15 protein-coding genes are annotated in these 18,501 nt (G+C 40.0%); all 15 read left to right on the top strand.

Annotated features, from left to right (window positions below):
* The first annotated feature begins 120 nt into the window (after window positions 1–120).
* The 15 genes from trmJ (at window position 121) to DK857_RS07395 (ending at window position 18,445) form a co-directional block, all read left to right on the top strand.
* Complete coding sequence (gene trmJ / locus DK857_RS07465) at window positions 121–849, top strand: tRNA (cytosine(32)/uridine(32)-2'-O)-methyltransferase TrmJ (protein ID WP_088495051.1); 729 nt, start codon at window positions 121–123, stop codon at window positions 847–849.
* 131 nt (window positions 850–980) lie between these two features.
* Window positions 981–1,475, top strand: coding sequence for a Fe-S cluster assembly transcriptional regulator IscR (gene iscR, locus DK857_RS07460; protein WP_006533450.1), 495 nt, complete (start codon window positions 981–983; stop codon window positions 1,473–1,475).
* Between the two features lie 68 nt (window positions 1,476–1,543).
* Entirely contained in the window at window positions 1,544–2,758 is a 1,215-nt protein-coding gene (locus DK857_RS07455; RefSeq protein WP_072063243.1) for an IscS subfamily cysteine desulfurase, read from the top strand.
* Window positions 2,759–2,782: 24 nt separating this feature from the next.
* Entirely contained in the window at window positions 2,783–3,169 is a 387-nt protein-coding gene (gene iscU, locus DK857_RS07450; protein ID WP_023581622.1) for a Fe-S cluster assembly scaffold IscU, read from the top strand.
* Between the two features lie 89 nt (window positions 3,170–3,258).
* A complete protein-coding gene (gene iscA, locus DK857_RS07445; protein ID WP_006533446.1) occupies window positions 3,259–3,582 on the top strand; it encodes an iron-sulfur cluster assembly protein IscA in 324 nt (107 codons plus the stop codon).
* A gap of 48 nt (window positions 3,583–3,630) precedes the next feature.
* Window positions 3,631–4,152 carry a co-chaperone HscB gene (gene hscB, locus DK857_RS07440; RefSeq protein ID WP_109392991.1) on the top strand — a complete coding sequence of 174 codons (522 nt, stop codon included), beginning with the start codon at window positions 3,631–3,633 and terminating at the stop codon, window positions 4,150–4,152.
* A gap of 11 nt (window positions 4,153–4,163) precedes the next feature.
* A complete protein-coding gene (gene hscA / locus DK857_RS07435) occupies window positions 4,164–6,014 on the top strand; it encodes a Fe-S protein assembly chaperone HscA (protein WP_109392992.1) in 1,851 nt (616 codons plus the stop codon).
* Window positions 6,015–6,016: 2 nt separating this feature from the next.
* Entirely contained in the window at window positions 6,017–6,352 is a 336-nt protein-coding gene (gene fdx, locus DK857_RS07430; protein ID WP_006533442.1) for an ISC system 2Fe-2S type ferredoxin, read from the top strand.
* Window positions 6,353–6,367: 15 nt separating this feature from the next.
* Window positions 6,368–6,562, top strand: coding sequence for a Fe-S cluster assembly protein IscX (gene iscX / locus DK857_RS07425; RefSeq protein ID WP_006533441.1), 195 nt, complete (start codon window positions 6,368–6,370; stop codon window positions 6,560–6,562).
* Window positions 6,563–6,835: 273 nt separating this feature from the next.
* Complete coding sequence (gene pepB / locus DK857_RS07420; protein ID WP_109392993.1) at window positions 6,836–8,131, top strand: aminopeptidase PepB; 1,296 nt, start codon at window positions 6,836–6,838, stop codon at window positions 8,129–8,131.
* A 27-nt stretch (window positions 8,132–8,158) separates the two neighbouring features.
* Window positions 8,159–8,584 (top strand): enhanced serine sensitivity protein SseB C-terminal domain-containing protein, encoded by a 426-nt coding sequence (locus DK857_RS07415; RefSeq protein ID WP_098942299.1) that lies wholly within the window; start codon window positions 8,159–8,161, stop codon window positions 8,582–8,584.
* 294 nt (window positions 8,585–8,878) lie between these two features.
* Entirely contained in the window at window positions 8,879–13,966 is a 5,088-nt protein-coding gene (locus DK857_RS07410; protein ID WP_455749988.1) for an alpha-2-macroglobulin family protein, read from the top strand.
* A 48-nt stretch (window positions 13,967–14,014) separates the two neighbouring features.
* Window positions 14,015–16,336, top strand: coding sequence for a peptidoglycan glycosyltransferase PbpC (gene pbpC, locus DK857_RS07405; RefSeq protein ID WP_109401880.1), 2,322 nt, complete (start codon window positions 14,015–14,017; stop codon window positions 16,334–16,336).
* A gap of 345 nt (window positions 16,337–16,681) precedes the next feature.
* Window positions 16,682–17,107, top strand: a complete 426-nt coding sequence (gene ndk / locus DK857_RS07400; protein WP_023581630.1) for a nucleoside-diphosphate kinase — start codon at window positions 16,682–16,684, stop codon at window positions 17,105–17,107.
* Between the two features lie 156 nt (window positions 17,108–17,263).
* Entirely contained in the window at window positions 17,264–18,445 is a 1,182-nt protein-coding gene (locus DK857_RS07395; protein ID WP_023581631.1) for a bifunctional tRNA (adenosine(37)-C2)-methyltransferase TrmG/ribosomal RNA large subunit methyltransferase RlmN, read from the top strand.
* Window positions 18,446–18,501 lie beyond the last annotated feature (56 nt).

The raw sequence follows: 18,501 nt of genomic DNA, 5'->3' as shown, positions 1-18,501 counted from the left end.
ATCTTCCACAAGATGTTAAAGAACGGGGATAAAAAACGTGCGAGAGTATAACAGGCATTCGTGTTTCTGGCTACAATTGTGATAAAATAGATGGATCACAAAGCAATTAACAAGAAATCAATGTTAGAAAATATTCGCATCATCCTTGTAGAAACCTCGCATACAGGCAATATGGGCTCTACAGCTCGTGCCATGAAAACCATGGGATTAACCAATCTTTATTTTGTTAATCCAAAAGAAAAACCAGATTCACATTCTATTGCCCTATCTGCAGGTGCAAGTGATGTTATTGGCAATGCACATATTGTTAATAGTATCGATGAAGCGATTGAAGGCTGTGGTTTAGTCATAGGAACAAGTGCCCGTAGCCGTACACTTTCTTGGCCAATGCTTGCACCTCGTGAATGTGGTGAACGTTGTGTTATGGAAGCTAAAAATAAGCCTGTTGCTGTTATTTTTGGTCGCGAGCGCACGGGCTTAACCAATGAAGAATTACAAAAATGTGATTTTCATCTATATGTTCCGACTAATCCAGAATATGGTTCTTTAAATTTAGCAATGGCAGTTCAGCTTGTTAGTTATGAAATTCGTATGGCAGCACTTGCCCAAGAAGAAAAACAAGAGGAAAATAGCCCATCAGAGATTGATTATCCACCAGCAGACGATATAGAACGTTTTTACGTTCACTTAGAGCAGGTGCTTAATGAATCTGGCTTTATTCGTCCTAAACATCCGGGACAAGTGATGAGCCGTTTACGCCGTCTATTTACGCGTGCACGTCCAGAAACACAAGAGCTTCATATCTTACGTGGTATCCTAACGTCAGTTGAGAAATGGGCTAAGAAATAGAGGGCAAAGTTGATTAACTTAAGTCAACTTTTGGCTGAGTATAATACTTGACTAAAACACTCGGATAAATAGTTGACTAAATTACTCGGGAATGACACAATTTGATTATTGTTCACCACGGAGTATTTGTTATGAGACTGACATCAAAAGGGCGTTACGCAGTTACTGCAATGCTTGATGTTGCATTGCATTCACAGCAAGGCCCTGTCCCCCTCGCTGATATTTCAGAGCGTCAAGGGATTTCCCTTTCTTATCTTGAGCAGCTTTTCTCACGTTTGCGCAAAAATGAATTAGTCGCAAGTGTTCGTGGTCCTGGAGGCGGTTATTTATTAGGCCGTGATGCAGGGCAAATTTTTGTTGCTCAAGTTATTTCTGCGGTTGATGAATCTGTCGATGCTACCCGTTGTCAGGGTAACAAAGAAGGTTGTCAAGGTGGCGATCGTTGCCTGACTCATACTTTGTGGCGTGATTTAAGTGATCGTATAACCAGTTTCCTAAGCAGTATCAGCCTTGAAGAGTTAGTTAATAACGAAGAGGTTATGGATGTCGCCGATCGTCAAGACAATGAAAAACGCCATGCTATCAATGGCCGTTTACAAGAAACCATTGTTAATATGCGAGTTTAACGGCGCTCTCTAGGTAGGCAAAAACAAAATTATTAAAGAAGATCCGTCGTCTTTGGAGTTAGTGAGCAATGAAATTACCCATTTATCTAGATTATTCAGCAACCACTCCTGTTGATCCACGAGTTGCTGAAAAAATGATGCAATGCCTGACTATTGATGGCATTTTTGGTAACCCAGCCTCTCGTTCACACCGTTTTGGTTGGCAAGCAGAAGAAGCTATTGATATTGCACGTAATCAGATCGCTGATTTAATCGGTGCAGATCCTCGTGAAATCGTATTCACATCAGGCGCGACTGAAGCTGATAACCTCGCACTAAAAGGTGTTGCTAACTTTTACCAGAAAAAAGGTAAGCACATCATCACTTCTAAAACCGAACATAAAGCCATTTTAGACACTTGTCGTCAACTTGAGCGTGAAGGTTTTGAAGTCACTTATTTAGCACCAAAAAGTGATGGTCTGATTGACCTGAAAGAGCTTGAAGAAGCGATGCGTGAAGATACTATTTTAGTTTCTATCATGCATGTAAATAACGAAATTGGTGTTGTACAAGATATTGCTGCTATCGGTGAATTATGCCGTAGCAAAGGTATTATTTACCACGTAGACGCAACACAAAGTGTTGGTAAATTACCGATTGATCTTTCTAAGTTAAAAGTTGATTTACTTTCTCTTTCTGCACATAAAGTTTACGGTCCTATGGGTATCGGTGCACTTTATGTTCGTCGTAAACCACGTATTCGTTTAGAAGCACAAATGCATGGTGGCGGACATGAGCGTGGTATGCGTTCAGGCACATTAGCCGTTCACCAAATTGTGGGCATGGGCGAAGCTTACCGTATTTTGAAAGAAGAAATGGCTGATGAAACTAAACGCTTAAACGAACTACGTTTACGTTTATGGAATGGCATTAAAGATATCGAAGAAGTTTATATCAACGGTTCTTTAGAACACACTGCGCCAAACATTCTTAATGTGAGCTTCAACTATGTTGAAGGTGAATCATTAATGATGGCACTGAAAGATCTTGCTGTCTCTTCAGGCTCAGCCTGTACTTCAGCAAGTTTAGAACCTTCTTATGTACTGCGTGCGTTAGGTTTAACTGATGAACTTGCACACAGTTCTATTCGCTTCTCACTGGGTCGTTTCACCACAGAAGAAGAAATAGATTATGCAATTGAACAAATACACAGTGCGATTGGTCGCTTACGTGATCTTTCTCCACTTTGGGATATGCATAAACAAGGTGTTGATATCAACAGTATCGAATGGTCTCACCATTAATCAGACGTTTTCAGGAGTTAAATCATGGCTTATAGCGATAAAGTAATTGATCATTATGAAAACCCTCGTAATGTGGGATCATTTGATAATAATGACCCTACTGTAGGGAGTGGTATGGTTGGCGCACCTGCTTGTGGTGACGTTATGAAACTGCAAATCAAAGTTGACGATAATGGCGTAATTGAAGATGCGCGTTTTAAAACTTATGGTTGTGGTTCCGCAATTGCATCAAGTTCACTGGTAACAGAATGGATGAAAGGCAAAACATTAGATGAAGCCGAATCTATTAAGAACACAGCAATTGCAGAAGAATTAGAATTACCACCAGTGAAAATTCACTGTTCAATTCTTGCAGAAGATGCAATAAAAGCAGCGATTGCAGACTATAAAAGCAAACGCCAAGGCAAGTAATTGTCTTTTATAATAAAAAAATAAAATATTGGCGGATGCTGAAACTTTTTTTCAGTATCCGCTTTCGTTCTTTATGAGTGAGGTGTGCCATGTCAATTTCCCTTACAGAATCCGCCGCTAATCGTGTTCGCTCTTTCCTGTCTAACCGTGGAAAAGGTGAAGGTTTACGTTTAGGCGTAAGAACATCCGGTTGTTCTGGAATGGCTTATGTTCTTGAGTTTGCTGATGTCATCAATGACGAAGATACTGTTTTTGAAGACAAAGGTGTGAAAGTTATCGTTGATGGTAAAAGCATGGTCTATTTAGATGGAACAGAGCTTGATTTCGTCAAAGAAGGATTAAACGAAGGCTTTAAATTTAACAACCCAAATGTATCGAATGAGTGTGGTTGTGGTGAAAGCTTCACTGTGTAATTTGTGTTAAAACACAGTATTAACGTTAATTAATCCAAGAGTAGATGTATGGACTATTTCACACTATTAGGCATGCCTAATCGTTTCGATATTGATAAACAGCAACTTGCTACACGTTATCAAGATATGCAGCGTCAATATCACCCAGATCGTTTTGCAGGTCAGTCTGAAAAAGAACAGGCTCAAGCAATCTCGCTTGCTTCAACCATCAATCAGGCTTATCAGACCTTAAAAAATCCACTCTCAAGAGCTGAATACATGCTCTCATTACACGGTATCGATATTGCTAATGAGCAACAAACGATGCACGATACTGCTTTTTTAATGGAGCAACTCACATTACGTGAAGAGCTGGATAACATCGAACATAGTGCTGAAGCCGAAAGTTTGTTAACCGACTTTTCTGCGCGTTTAGAAAAAATGTACATAGTACGCCATGATGAAATGGTTAAAACGCTAGAGGATCAAACTTGGGATGTTGCTGCAGATAATGTGAGAAAATTACGTTTTCTCGCGAAATTAAAAGAGCAAGTAGAACAACTTGAAGAACGCTTGTTTGATGGTTTTTAAGGGAAATAGTTATGTCATTATTACAAATTAGTGAACCAGGTCAAACGCCTGCACCGCATCAACGCCGGCTCGCAGCGGGTATTGATTTAGGTACGACACACTCATTAGTTGCCACTGTGCGTAGTGGGCAAGCCGAAGCGCTTTCTGACAGCGAAGGTCGCTATTTATTGCCATCTGTCGTGCAGTATCAAGTTGATAATATCAATGTTGGCTGGAATGCTAAAAAAGAAGCAGAAAAAGATCCTGCAAACACGATAAGCTCAATTAAAAGAATGGTGGGTCGCTCACTGAGTGATGTGACAAGCCGTTACCCAAATCTTCCTTATCATTTTCATGAAAATGACAATGGTTTACCACTGATCAAAACAGCGGCAGGTATCGTTGATCCTATTCAAGTCTCTTCTGACATCTTAAAAACATTGGCTGAGCGTGCAACGCAATCATTAGGTGGAGAACTTGATGGTGTAGTTGTCACAGTACCTGCTTATTTCGATGATGCTCAACGTCAAGGCACAAAAGAAGCCGCTCGCCGCGCTGGTTTGCATGTTTTACGTTTATTAAACGAACCTACAGCAGCCGCTATTGCTTATGGCCTAGATTCAGGAAAAGAAGGCACCATCGTTGTTTATGACTTAGGTGGTGGTACTTTTGATATCTCTGTTCTTCGTTTAACTAAAGGTGTTTTTGAAGTCTTAGCGACTGGCGGTGATACTGCGTTAGGTGGCGATGATTTTGATATGATGCTGGCAGATTGGATAAGAGAACGTGCCGGTTTTGGACATCAGAAAGACGCTGTATTACAACGTCAATTACTGGATGTTGCATCAGAAACTAAAATTGCACTGAGTGATAACGATGTTGCAGATATCAACATTAATGGATGGAAAGGTGAGATCACGCGTGCTGAGTTTGAATCATTAATTCAATCATTAGTGAAGCGTACACTATTATCTGTTCGCCGGGCCTTAAAAGACGCAGATGTCGAAATAGATGAAGTTTTAGAAGTGGTTATGGTTGGTGGTTCAACGCGTGTACCATTGGTTCGTCAAATGGTTGGTGATTATTTTAAACGTGAACCTTTAACCTCTATCGATCCAGATAAAGTGGTTGCCATTGGTGCTTCAATCCAAGCTGATATTTTGGTGGGTAATAAACCTGATAGCGAAATGCTATTACTGGATGTTATTCCTCTTTCTCTTGGTCTTGAAACAATGGGGGGATTAGTTGAGAAAGTGATCCCTCGCAATACCACTATTCCTGTTGCTAGAGCGCAGGAGTTTACGACATTCAAAGATGGTCAAACCGCAATGAGTGTTCACGTCGTTCAAGGTGAGCGTGAAATGGTGAGCGATTGCCGTTCTCTTGCTCGTTTTACACTGCGTGGAATTCCGCCAATGGCTGCTGGTGGCGCACATATTCGTGTCACATTCCAAGTTGATGCTGATGGCTTACTCAGTGTTAGTGCAATGGAAAAATCAACGGGTGTTGAAGCCTCAGTACAGGTCAAGCCTTCTTATGGTCTTAGTGATACTGAAATCGCTAAGATGATCCAATCTTCGATGGAAAATGCCCAAGAAGATTTACAAGCTCGTCGTTTAGCCGAGCAAAAAGTCGAAGCAGCTCGTGTGTTAGAAAGTTTAACCGCAGCATTAGAAGAAGATGCTCATCTGTTAAATGAAGATGAGAAAATGGCTATCGACAAAGTTGTAGATACCTTAATAGAGAGCGTTGAAGGAACAGATCCTGTTGCTATTGAAAACGCGATTAAACTACTGGATAAGCAAACTCAGGATTTTGCAGCGCGTCGTATGGATTCATCTATTCGACAAGCGTTGGCAGGTCATTCTGTGGATGAGATATAACTATGCCTAAAATTGTATTTTTACCCCATAGCACACTGTGCCCTGAAGGTGCTGTTGTTGACGCAACAGAAGGTGAGTCTATTCTAGATGTCGCATTACGCAATGGTATCGAGATTGAACATGCTTGTGAAATGTCTTGTGCATGTACAACTTGTCACTGTGTAGTGCGTGAAGGTTTTGATTCACTCGAAGAGAGCTCTGAGCTTGAAGACGACATGTTAGATAAAGCATGGGGTTTAGAGCCAGAAAGTCGCTTAAGCTGCCAAGCAAAAGTGACTGACGAAGATTTAGTTGTTGAGATCCCTAAATATTCGATTAACCACGCAAGAGAGCATTAATTTTAGGAGTCGAGTATGAAATGGAGTGACACGCGTGAAATAGGGGAAGCGTTATTTGATCTTTACCCTGACACTGATCCTAAAACAGTACGCTTTACTGATATGCATCAGTGGATTTGTGATTTAGAAGATTTTGATGATGATCCACAGAAATCTAATGAAAAAATTCTTGAGGCTATTTTACTTGTTTGGCTTGATGAATTTGAATAATTGACGACATCGTAAATTTAAAAGACTGGCTTATTGCCGGTCTTTTTGCATTATGACCTTTTACCTTGTCACTGATTTAAAAATAACCATAAAGTTGGTAGTAGAGATATTTTGTTATGCGATCTTCTTCGAGGAATATCATGTAAATACGGAAGATCACTGGATGATAATGGTGACCTCTTGGTTTTTGCAGTAAATTGATCACGCTAAACGCTAAATATCTGGTAGTCTGAATAGGTTAACTGCCACCAGTAATAATAAGTGAGACAATAAATGAATAAACAAATTATGCCTATCATGCTGTCAAATGAACCAGCTGCTGCATGTTGGGGTGAAAAAGCACTAATTAGCACTAGCGAAACCGGCATGACAATCCACTTAACGGAGGAAAACCGTTTAGGCGCTATTCAGCGTGGTGGACGTAAAGTTGATGGTCAAGGCATTCGTAATGTTGCACTTGTTGGCGACGGCTGGGATTTAGAACGTAGTTGGGCTTTCTGGTTAGGTTTTAGGGCACCTAAAGGCGCTCGTTCAATCGAATGGCCACAATTAAATGATGCAGATAAACACGAACTAGAATCACGTATTCGCATTGTTGATTGGGTTAGAGATACTATCAATACACCTGCTGAAGAATTAGGACCAGAACAACTAGCACAACGTACAGTTGATCTTTTCTGTGGTCTTGATAAAGAAGATATTAGCTATAAGATCACCAAAGGTGTTGATCTACGCGATCAAAACTATGCAGGTATCTATACAGTAGGTCGCGGTTCTTCTCGTGATCCAGTCTATTTAGCGTTAGATTTCAATCCAACCAAAGATAGCAATGCCCCTGTATTTGCTTGCTTAGTCGGTAAAGGTATTACTTTTGACTCAGGTGGTTATAGCATCAAACCTTCATCATCCATGAATTCAATGAAAGCTGATATGGGTGGTGCAGCAACGTTAGCGGGTGCTTTGGCATTAGCGGTTACTCGTGGTTTAAATAAGCGCGTAAAATTACTTCTCTGTATTGCAGATAACATGGTTAGCGGTAATGCCTTTAAATTAGGTGATATTATCCGTTACCGTAATGGTAAATCAGTTGAAATCATGAATACCGATGCTGAAGGCCGTTTAGTTTTAGCGGATGGTTTAATTGATGCAAGCAATATTGCACCAGAATTGATTATCGATGCAGCAACATTAACAGGTGCTGCTAAAGTTGCAGTAGGTAATGATTACCACTCTGTATTGAGCTTTGATGATAAATTGGCAGCAGAGTTACTGACTAGTGCTGAACAAGAAAATGAATTGTTCTGGCGTCTACCATTAGCGGATTTCCATCGTAGCCAATTACCTTCTAGTTTTGCTGATTTAAACAATATCGCTGCACCTTCTCATACTGCGGGTGCAAGTACAGCCGCTGCATTCTTATCGCACTTTGTAACTAACTACAAAAAAGGTTGGGTTCATATCGATTGTTCTGCAACGTACAGAAAATCTTCTGTAGAGCAATGGGCAGCAGGCGCGACGGGTTACGGTGTGCGTTCTATCGCGAATCTGTTATTAGCAAAAGCAAAATAATAAACGTTATTTGATTTGGAGTTTGTAATGGGTGTATCTGAACAATTTGAGACACAAGAAATTGTTTCTGTTGAAGGTTCTTCTTTAAAGTTAAGCGTTCTAGAACCACAACCTGAAAAATTAACAACCGCACTTAGCGAGTTCTTTGGTGAGCATAAACCGATCCGCCGTGCCTTTATTGTTAATGCTCAGGAGCAAGATAATGAAGAGTCGTTTTATCTTATTGGTTTAGAGATAACAGGTGAAGAAGAGGTGATTGCACAGATACTCCCACAAGCGGCTGAATCAGCTTTTGAATATTTAGAAGAAGGGCAATCTCTAGATTTTTGCTTTGTGGATAAAGATGAAAAAGGTGTAAGTCATTTTATGATCCACCACGTATCACCTTTTTATCAACGCAAACTTGGGGGATTCTTAAGAAAAGGTATCCCAATAGTTAATCTGGATAGTTAATTTAGCCCTCTAAATTTAGGCGATATCTCATCAGATATCGCTTTTTTTTATCCTATAATAGAGAATTGACTAAATTAGCAAATTGTTTGCATTTTTATATAATGCTTTGTTTTAGATAAACTTTGTTTTTAAAGTAAAAATAAGGCGATTTTGTATAGTAAATTATTTTGTTTTACGCGATAAAAAATAGCTTATCTCGTTATTTTTTATCTTATTAGAATGAAGAAATACATATATTATCTCTGCCTGCATAAAACATCGCATTATTCAGGGGTTGAATTAAAGGAAATGGATATGAACCAAAACCAGTTTAGACAATATACAGAAAAGAGAGGTTATCGTTGGAGCTCTCTTGCTGTTGTATTGGCATCAGCATTAGCTCTTACAGGTTGTGATGATAAAGCGGATGAAAATGCACCATCTGCTGATAAGACACAAAATACACCAGTTGCCGAGCAAAAAGACACTGCTCAGAGCACATCAGGCACCGCGACTCAAACAAGCGAAAAACTTGCAGTTACAACAAAAACGAATAACGAAACTGCATTAAAAAGCAAAGAAGTCCGTGATGAGTTGGCAATGCGTTTTGCAGGCAAAGAAGTCACCGTATTAGATGCATCAGAGTTACAACGTGATGGTGCGAGTACTATGGTTGTGACTTTCTCTGTGCCGCTTGATCCTGACCAAAAGTTTGATGATGTTATTCATCTTGTTGATACCAAAAAAGGGAAGTTAGAAGGTGCGTGGGAGTTATCGGATAACTTAATGGAACTGCGTTTCCGCCATTTACCTCCATCAACAGAATTAAACTTAACGATTGATGAAAAAATCAAAGGTATTAATGAACGTACATTAACGACACCTTTTAGCCAGAAATTAACGACAGAAGAAATTTTCCCATCTGTTGGTTTCACTAGTAAAGGATCGTTACTACCACTTGAAGCGGCTGAAGGCCTACCGATTATTGCGCTAAATGTGGGGCAAGTTGATGTAAACTTTTTCCGCGTTAAAGATGAGCAACTAGCTCAATTCTTAACGCAATGGGAAAGCCGTTCTAATATTAACTATTGGGAATCAGATGAGTTTCTATCCCAAGCTGATTTGGTTTATACCGGTCGTTTCGAATTAAACACAGAAACAAATACCCGTGAAAACGTATTGTTACCGCTAAAATCGATAGATGCCTTGAAAAAAGAGGGTGCCTACATTGCAGTTATGCAACAAGCGGGTAAATACTCTTATACAGTGCCAGCAACGGTATTCACATTTAGTGATATCGGGCTGTCAATGCACAGTTATCTCGATACGTTAGATATCTTTACCCAATCACTTAAAAATGGCTCAGCGTTAGATAAAGTAGAAATTCGTCTGTTAGATGAAAAAGGCGGCTTGATTTCTAAAGCGCAAACCGATAGCCAAGGGCATGCCACACTTGAGAAGAGTGATAAAGCACGTTTATTAATGGCTATTCGTGATGGGCAAACCAGTATGATTGATTTGCGTAAACCTGCGCTTGATCTTTCTGAGTTTGATATTGGTGGGCCACAAGGTTATAGCAAACAATTTTTTGCTTTTGGTCCTCGTGATCTCTATCGCCCCGGTGAAACATTAATCGTTAATGCATTGCTACGTGATGGTGATGGTAATCCTATTAAAGAGCAGCCTGTTAAAGTCGATCTACTTAAAACAGACGGGCAAGTTTCTCGTAGTCTTGTTTGGCAACCAGAGAATGGTCTTTACCAATTAAAATTAGTTATTCCTGCTGATGAAAATACTGGTACACGTACCTTACGTTTTGATGTAGGCGATGGTACTCCTCGTTTCTATGAGTTTCAGGTCGAAGATTTTATGCCAGAACGTATGGCATTAGAAATCACGGGTATGAAGGGGATTATACTAAGCGGTCATGACGCTTACTTTGACATTAAAGGTCGCTATCTTTATGGCGCACCAGCTGCCGATAATCGTTTACAAGGGCAAGTTTTCTTAAAAGCCTCTCGTGAAGCTGTCAGTAAATTACCGGGCTATGAATTTGGTACTGTAAAAGATGAAAACTTCAGCCGTTTACTGGATGAGTTTGAACTTAATTTAGACTCTGATGGTGAGGGTGGAGTGAATGTTGATAGTGAACGCTATGAAGAGCTGAAATCACCTATCAATATTATTTTACAAGCAAGCTTACTTGAAGCTGGCGGACGCCCTGTTACACGTCGCTATCAACAAGCTGTTTGGCCTGCTACTCATCTTGCTGGTATTCGCCCAGTCTTCCCTAAAAAAGAAGTCTATGACTATCGTACGGACAAATATAAATCAGGTTACAGCGTTGATGAAAATTCAATGGCTGAATTTGAAATTGTCTATACAGACCAAGATGGTAAGAAACTACCTGCTAATGATCTTAAAGTGAAGTTTATCTATGAACGTCATGATTATTACTGGCGTTGGTCTAGTTCGAATGGTTGGGAATCTGGCTATAACGAAAAAGATCTTCAAATGGATGAGCAAACAATCAAGATTGCAAAAGATGGCACTGCAAAAGTGGCATTTCCTGTTGAATGGGGTTCTTATCGTATCGAAGTTGTCGATCCTAAAACAGAACTAGTTAGTAGCCTACGTTTCTGGGCGGGTTATTCTTGGATGGATAACACCGGCGGAACAGGTGCGGTAAGACCAGACCAAGTTAAGCTTAAACTGGATAAAGAAGGTTATTTACCGGGTGAAAAAGTTAAGTTAAATATTGTTGCACCTCATCCGGGTAAAGGTTATGTATTACTAGAATCAAGTAATGGGCCTTTATGGTGGCAGGAAATTGATGTGCCAGAAAAAGGGCTTGATGTTGAAGTACCTATTAATAAAGAGTGGGCAAGACACGATCTCTATCTGACTTCTGTTGTCGTAAGACCGGGAGATACGTCAAAACAAGCGACAGTAAAACGTGCTGTGGGTATTTTGCATTTACCATTGCAGGATAAAAACCGTCGTATTGATATCTCACTTGATGCACCTGAAAAAATTCGCCCTAACCAAGATTTAAAAATCCGCATTAAAGCGAATCCAGTTGCAGGTCAACCATTACCTGAAAATATTAATGTATTAGTTTCTGCGGTTGATACTGGTGTATTAAACATCACAGAGTATAAAACGCCGGATCCTTACGATGCTTTCTTTGGTCGTAAACGTTACAGCATCGACCAATATGATGTTTACGGGCAATTAATTGAAGGGCAAGGGCGTTTAGCTAATTTGCGCTTTGGTGGTGATGGTGGTGAAGCTGCTGCATTATCTCGTGGTGGTAAAAAACCATTAACTGATGTGCAAATCATTGCCCAACAAACGGCTCCAGTAAAATTAAATGCACAAGGTGAAGGTGAAGTTTCTTTACCTATTCCTGAGTTTAATGGTGAAGTTCGTTTAATGGCACAAGCTTGGACTGCAGATAAATTTGGTAGCCAAGAAGGTAAAGTTGTTATTGCAGCACCATTAGTCACTCAGCTTTCATTACCTCGCTTTATGGCTGGTGGTGATAATGCACTTTTATCTTTAGATTTAACTAATCTAACGGATGATGCGCAATCTATTACCTTAAACTATACCGCTTCAGGTTTGGTGGGATTAGATGGCGCTGAAAGCAAAACTGTTTCGCTAACGAAAGGTGAACGTACTCAAGTTCAAATTCCAGTAAAAGCGAAACATGGTTTTGGGCAAGGTGAATTCTCACTGTCTATTTATGGTATTAAAGTACCAGGTGAAGAGATTAAACCTTACCACAATACATGGAATATTGGTGTTCGCCCTGCATTCCCAGCAGAAACTATTCACTATGCAAGTACATTGCAAGATGGTGATACTTGGCGTTTACCATCAGAAATTTTAAGTCGCTTTAATAGCTCAACGCTTGAAGGTGAATTATTACTGACAAGTCGTCCTCCGTTGCAGGTGGCGCGTTATGTTAGAGAGCTGTTTGCTTATCCTTATGGTTGTTTAGAACAAACAGTCAGTGGGCTTTATCCTTCACTGTATTCAACAGAAAAAGAGTTGAAACAGTTGGGAATTAAAACGCAAACTGATGCTGATAGAAAATTAGCTATCGAGAAAGGGATTGCTCATCTACTGACGATGCAAAAATCAGAAGGTGGATTCTCTTTATGGGATCAGGGTGGACGTGAAGAATATTGGTTAACTGCGTATGCAACCGACTTCTTATTCCGTGCATCACAACAAGGTTACTCAGTTCCTGCTGATTCATTAAAACGTGCGAACGATCGTTTATTACGTTATTTACAAGATAAAAACTTAGTTAACTATGAATATGTAGTTAACCAAGATGCAGCGCGATTCTCAGCAAGGGCTTATGCTGCGTTAGTATTAGCAAATCAGCAAAAAGCACCTTTAGGTGAATTACGTCGTCTCTATCTTGAGCGTAATCAAGCAGGAAGTGGCTTAGCTTTAGTTCAGTTAGGTATCGCATTAAAATTAATGGGTGATAGCAGCCGCGCTGAAAGCTTGATTGCTGAAGGTGTGACAACAACACGTAAATATAATTATGGATTGGGTGATTATGGTAGCACCATTCGTGACCAAGCATTAATTATTGCATTGTTAAGTGAAAATAACCTTGAAACACAATCTCGTGATGCAAGTGTGATTGCACTATCTGATAACTTAACTAGCCGTGAATGGTTCTCAACCCAAGAAAGTAACTCATTATACCTTGCTGGACGCTTCTTTATTAATATGGCGGAACAGCCTTGGGAAGTTGCTGTTAATCGTCAAGTCCCTGCAATCAGTAGCGATCGAGCAGTCAATGAGACATTAACATCAGCACAATTACAAGAAGGCTTAGAGCTAAATAACCGTGGTGGTGCCGCGATTTATTCTCGTATGAATATCGTGGGTTATCCGAAAGTTGCTCCTGCTCCTTATAGTAATGTATTAAATGTTCATCGTAGTTACTATGATTTGAAAGGAAACCGCGTTCATCCTAATCGCTTACAAAGTGGTGAAATGCTGGTGGTTAAACTGGAAGTTTCTGCTGATAGAGACGTACCTGATGCATTAGTTGTTGATTTATTACCAGCAGGTCTGGAAATCGAAAACCAAAACTTAGCATCAAGTAGTGCAAGCTTAAGTGATAGTGCGGCAGACTTGCAGGAATTTATCGACGATATGGGACAAGCCAATATCAAACACCTCGAATATCGTGATGATAGATTTGTTGCCGCTATCTCTGTTGATAAATATCGCCCAACAACATTGCTCTATTTAGCAAGAGCCGTAACACCGGGTAGCTATCAAGTACCACCACCACAAGTTGAATCTATGTATGTACCTTACTGGCGTGCAATAGGATCAACAGAAGCTAAGATTGACGTTGTTCCTTAAGTCTTGTAGCCCTTTCTTCGGAAAGGGCTTTTTCCTTTGAGTGAATGAATGAAACTAGGATATAAACGGCTTATTGCTGTTATCATTATTTTTTTGCTAGCAACACCTATTTTAGTCTGGATCGCAGATAAAATTTGTCCCCTCCCTGATCCTGAACCTCAAATTGCGACTATTGTTACAGCGCAAGATGGTACACCTCTTTGGCGCTTTGCCGATAAAGAAGGGGTATGGCGTTATCATGTCAAACTCACTGATGTCTCTCCTGAATATTTAGAAGCCTTAATTACTTATGAAGATCGCTGGTTTTATCAACATCCCGGTGTTAATCCGATGGCGATATTACGTGCAGCATGGCAAAACTTAAGTTCAGGAAGAATTGTGTCAGGCGGAAGTACGCTATCAATGCAAGTGGCTCGCCTTGTTGATCCTCACTCTCGTACTTTAGGGGGGAAAATCAAACAGCTTTGGCGCACCTTGCAATTAGAGTGGTATTACTCAAAAGATGAAATTCTGGAGATTTACCTCAATAGAGCACCCTTTGGCGGCACGTTAGAAGGTATTGGTGCGGCAAGCTGGGCTTATTTAGGTAAGTCACCCGCTGATTTATCTGCGGGAGAAGCGACTTTGATGGCGGTATTACCACAAGCGCCAAGCCGTTTACGACCAGATAGATATCCTGAACGCGCTCAAGCTGCACGGGATAAAGTATTAGATAGACTGGCAGAATATCTAATATGGCCACAAGAAAAAGTTGATGAAATTAAGGAAGAGCAGGTTTTATTAGCACCAAGGCAAACACCACAATTAGCACCATTGCTGGCTCGTCGTATGTATAACGAAAAGCGAGAACCTGTTATTACAACAACGATTGATATCAATATTCAACGACAGCTCGAAGATATTGCGAATCAATGGAAGTATCAATTAGCGGATAAAACATCCTTAGCTATCTTAGTTGTTGATCATACGGATATGAGTGTGAAAGGGTATGTCGGCTCTGCTGATTTTAATGATAATTCGCGCTTTGGTCATGTTGATATGATCAGTGCATGGCGCTCGCCGGGTTCAACATTAAAGCCATTTATTTATGCACTTGCATTAGATGAAGGACTTATTCATGCAGAATCGCTTTTACAAGATGTTCCTCGTCGATTTGATAATTATCGTCCTGGTAATTTTGACTCCGATTTTAATGGAGCCGTCAGTGCCAGTGAAGCATTAAGTCGCTCTCTGAATCTGCCAGCGGTACAACTTATTGAAGTGTATGGTGCAAAGAAATTTGCAGCAAAATTACGTCATAATCATCTTGAAATGCGCTTTCCTTATGGTTCAGAGCCAAACTTAGCACTGATCTTAGGAGGAACTGCGACGCGAATGGATGAGCTTGTTTCTGCCTTTAGCGCATTAGCAAGGCAAGGAAAAACAGCACCGTTACGTTTTAAACCGGAACAAATAATAGAAGACCGAGTATTGATGTCACAAGGAGCAGCATGGATTATTAGACGTATCTTAGCCGGAGAAGCCAGACCTCGTCCAGATAGCGCAATTTCGCCTGTTGTTCCTTTGGCTTGGAAAACAGGTACAAGTTATGGCTATCGTGATGCATGGTCTATTGGTGTGAATGCACGCTATACCATAGGTGTTTGGGTAGGTAGACCTGATGGAACACCTGTTGCAGGACAGTTTGGTTTTGCGACAGCAGTTCCTATTATGAATCAGGTCAATAACTTATTAACGGGCTACTTCTATCAAAATAAGCAAAGACCACCAACAGATTTACGCCCTAACAGTGTAACGGCAGCCACTATTTGTTGGCCGACAGGTAAGGCATTACCAAAAGAAGATAGCAACTGTAGAGTCAGTCGTCGAAGCTGGATCTTAGATAATACCATTCCACCAACTTTGTTAAATGATAGCCAAGAAGGTATTTTGGGGATCAACGAAAAAATTTGGTTAGATAATGAAGGCAAACGCACAGGGCCTAATTGCCCTAATGCAGAGTTAAAAGATATCGCCTTGTGGCCGATAGCATTAGAAGCATGGTTGCCTGAGAAAGAACGCAGAGCAAAACGACTGCCACCGATTTCTGAAACTTGTCCGCCAATTAAAGAAGATATTATTCCTCTGTTTATCTCGGGTATTCGTGCAGGTGATTTATTAAGACCATTACCTGGCGAAACTACTCTTGAAATAACTGTTTCTACACAAGGTGGAAGTGGTATGCAATGGTGGTTTTTAAATGGTGAGCAAATAGGTAAGACAGAAAACGGAGAAACATTCTCTTATTTATTAGAGAAACGAGGTAAATACCAACTTTCAGTGCTTGATCTAAGTGGTCAAACGGATATGGTTAATTTTATATTTCGTTAAACTAAAACGATAAAATAAACGAGAACTGAGTGATTTTTCACTAAATTAGTTTTTTCGATAAAGATAAAGAGACTATTTATCGTGTTTCATTTCGGTTCTTTTTTTATTCTTATTTTCAAGTTTGAACATGGAAACCGTCAAAAATGTGATTAGATCGATAATTTATAACTTTTTTGCCACAGTTTTTTAAAAAAAAAGGATATTCAATCTGTGCAATTCATTTTTATCCTCCTATAATCGAGCCCTATTTTTTGCAGGGAATGCGGTTTTTGATTCGTTTTTCCATGATCTGCGATAAAAGAGATAACAAAAGTTATCATTAATAAAATAATTTAGAGGTAAGACATGGCTATTCAGCGCACATTTTCTATTATCAAACCAAACGCAGTGAAAAAAAATGTTATCGGTGCTATCTATCACCGTTTTGAAAGCGCAGGCTTTAGCATCATTGGTGCTAAAATGTTGCATTTAACGCGCGAACAAGCTGAAGGCTTTTATGAAGAACACAAAGGCCGTCCTTTCTTTGACGGTTTAGTTGAATTTATGACTTCGGGCCCAATCATGGTTCAAGTGTTAGAAGGTGAAAACGCGATCCAACGTCACCGTGATCTGATGGGTGCAACTAATCCAGACAACGCATTAGCGGGTACATTACGTGCTGACTACGCTGATAGCTTTACTGAAAATGCGGTACATGGTTCAGATTCAGAAGCTTCTGCTGCTCGCGAAATTGCATACTTCTTCACTGAAAACGAAGTTTGCGCGCGCTAATTTATTAGCATCTCTACGCGAAAAACAGTACAATGCGACGCCCTGTTTGATAATTAACAGGGCGTTTTTTATTATTGTTTAATTATACAAATATATAAGTATCCCATTAGCATCAATGCTAATGCAGGCCGCATAGTGTAACAACGAGGCAATGTCATGACCCAATCTACCACCCCAGCGCCAAGCGCTTCTGTCGCTGTTTCTAAAGAAAATACTGTGAATCAAAAAACTAAAATTAATCTGTTAGATTTAAATCGTAAACAGATGCGTGAGCTTTTTGTCTCTATGGGCGAAAAACCTTTCCGTGCTGACCAAATTATGAAGTGGATGTACCACTACTGTTATGACGATTTTGATCAAATGACAGATATCAACAAGGTGTTACGCAATAAATTAAAAGAAATTGCTGAAATTAAAGCACCTGAAGTTTCTGAAGAACAACGTTCAACAGATGGCACGATTAAATGGGCAATTAAAGTTGGCGATCAACAAGTAGAAACTGTGTATATCCCAGAAGATGATCGCGCAACATTATGTGTTTCTTCACAAGTTGGTTGTGCTTTAGAGTGCAAGTTCTGTTCAACTGCGCAGCAAGGCTTTAACCGTAACTTGAAAGTATCTGAAATTATTGGGCAAGTTTGGCGTGCAGCTAAAATTATTGGCTCATTAAAAGAGACAGGCCGTCGTCCTATTACTAACGTTGTTATGATGGGAATGGGTGAGCCATTACTGAATTTAAATAATGTTATTCCAGCACTTGAAATCATGATGGATGATTTCGGTTTTGGTCTATCTAAACGTCGTGTTACTGTTTCTACATCAGGTGTTGTACCTGCATTAGATAAACTAGGTGATGCAGTTGATGTGGCTTTAGCCATTTCATTACATGCACCAACAGATGAAATTCGTGATGAGATCGTTCCAATAAACAAGAAATATAATATTGAAATGTTTCTTGAAGGTGTTCGCCGTTATATTGCTAAATCAAACGCGAACCAAGGGCGAGTGACTATTGAGTACGTCATGCTTGATCATATAAATGACAGCACAGATCAAGCTCATCAATTAGCTGAACTTTTAAAAGACACGCCATGTAAAATTAACTTAATTCCATGGAACCCGTTCCCGGGTGCGCCATACGGACGTAGTTCTAATAGCCGAATTGACCGTTTCTCTAAAGTATTAATGGAATATGGCTTTACGACAATTGTACGTAAAACGCGTGGCGATGATATTGATGCGGCTTGTGGGCAATTAGCGGGTGATGTTATTGACCGTACAAAACGCACACTGAAAAAACGCCAACAAGGTGAACTAATTTCAGTAAAAGCAGTCTGATACAGTTGGATATCTCTTTCTTTGTGAGGTGTATTACACAATTTCAATGTAAAGAG

The organism is Proteus terrae (assembly GCF_003144325.1).
GTDB classification, from domain to species: Bacteria; Pseudomonadota; Gammaproteobacteria; order Enterobacterales; family Enterobacteriaceae; genus Proteus; species Proteus terrae.
This window is presented reverse-complemented; position numbering and strand designations above follow the sequence as displayed.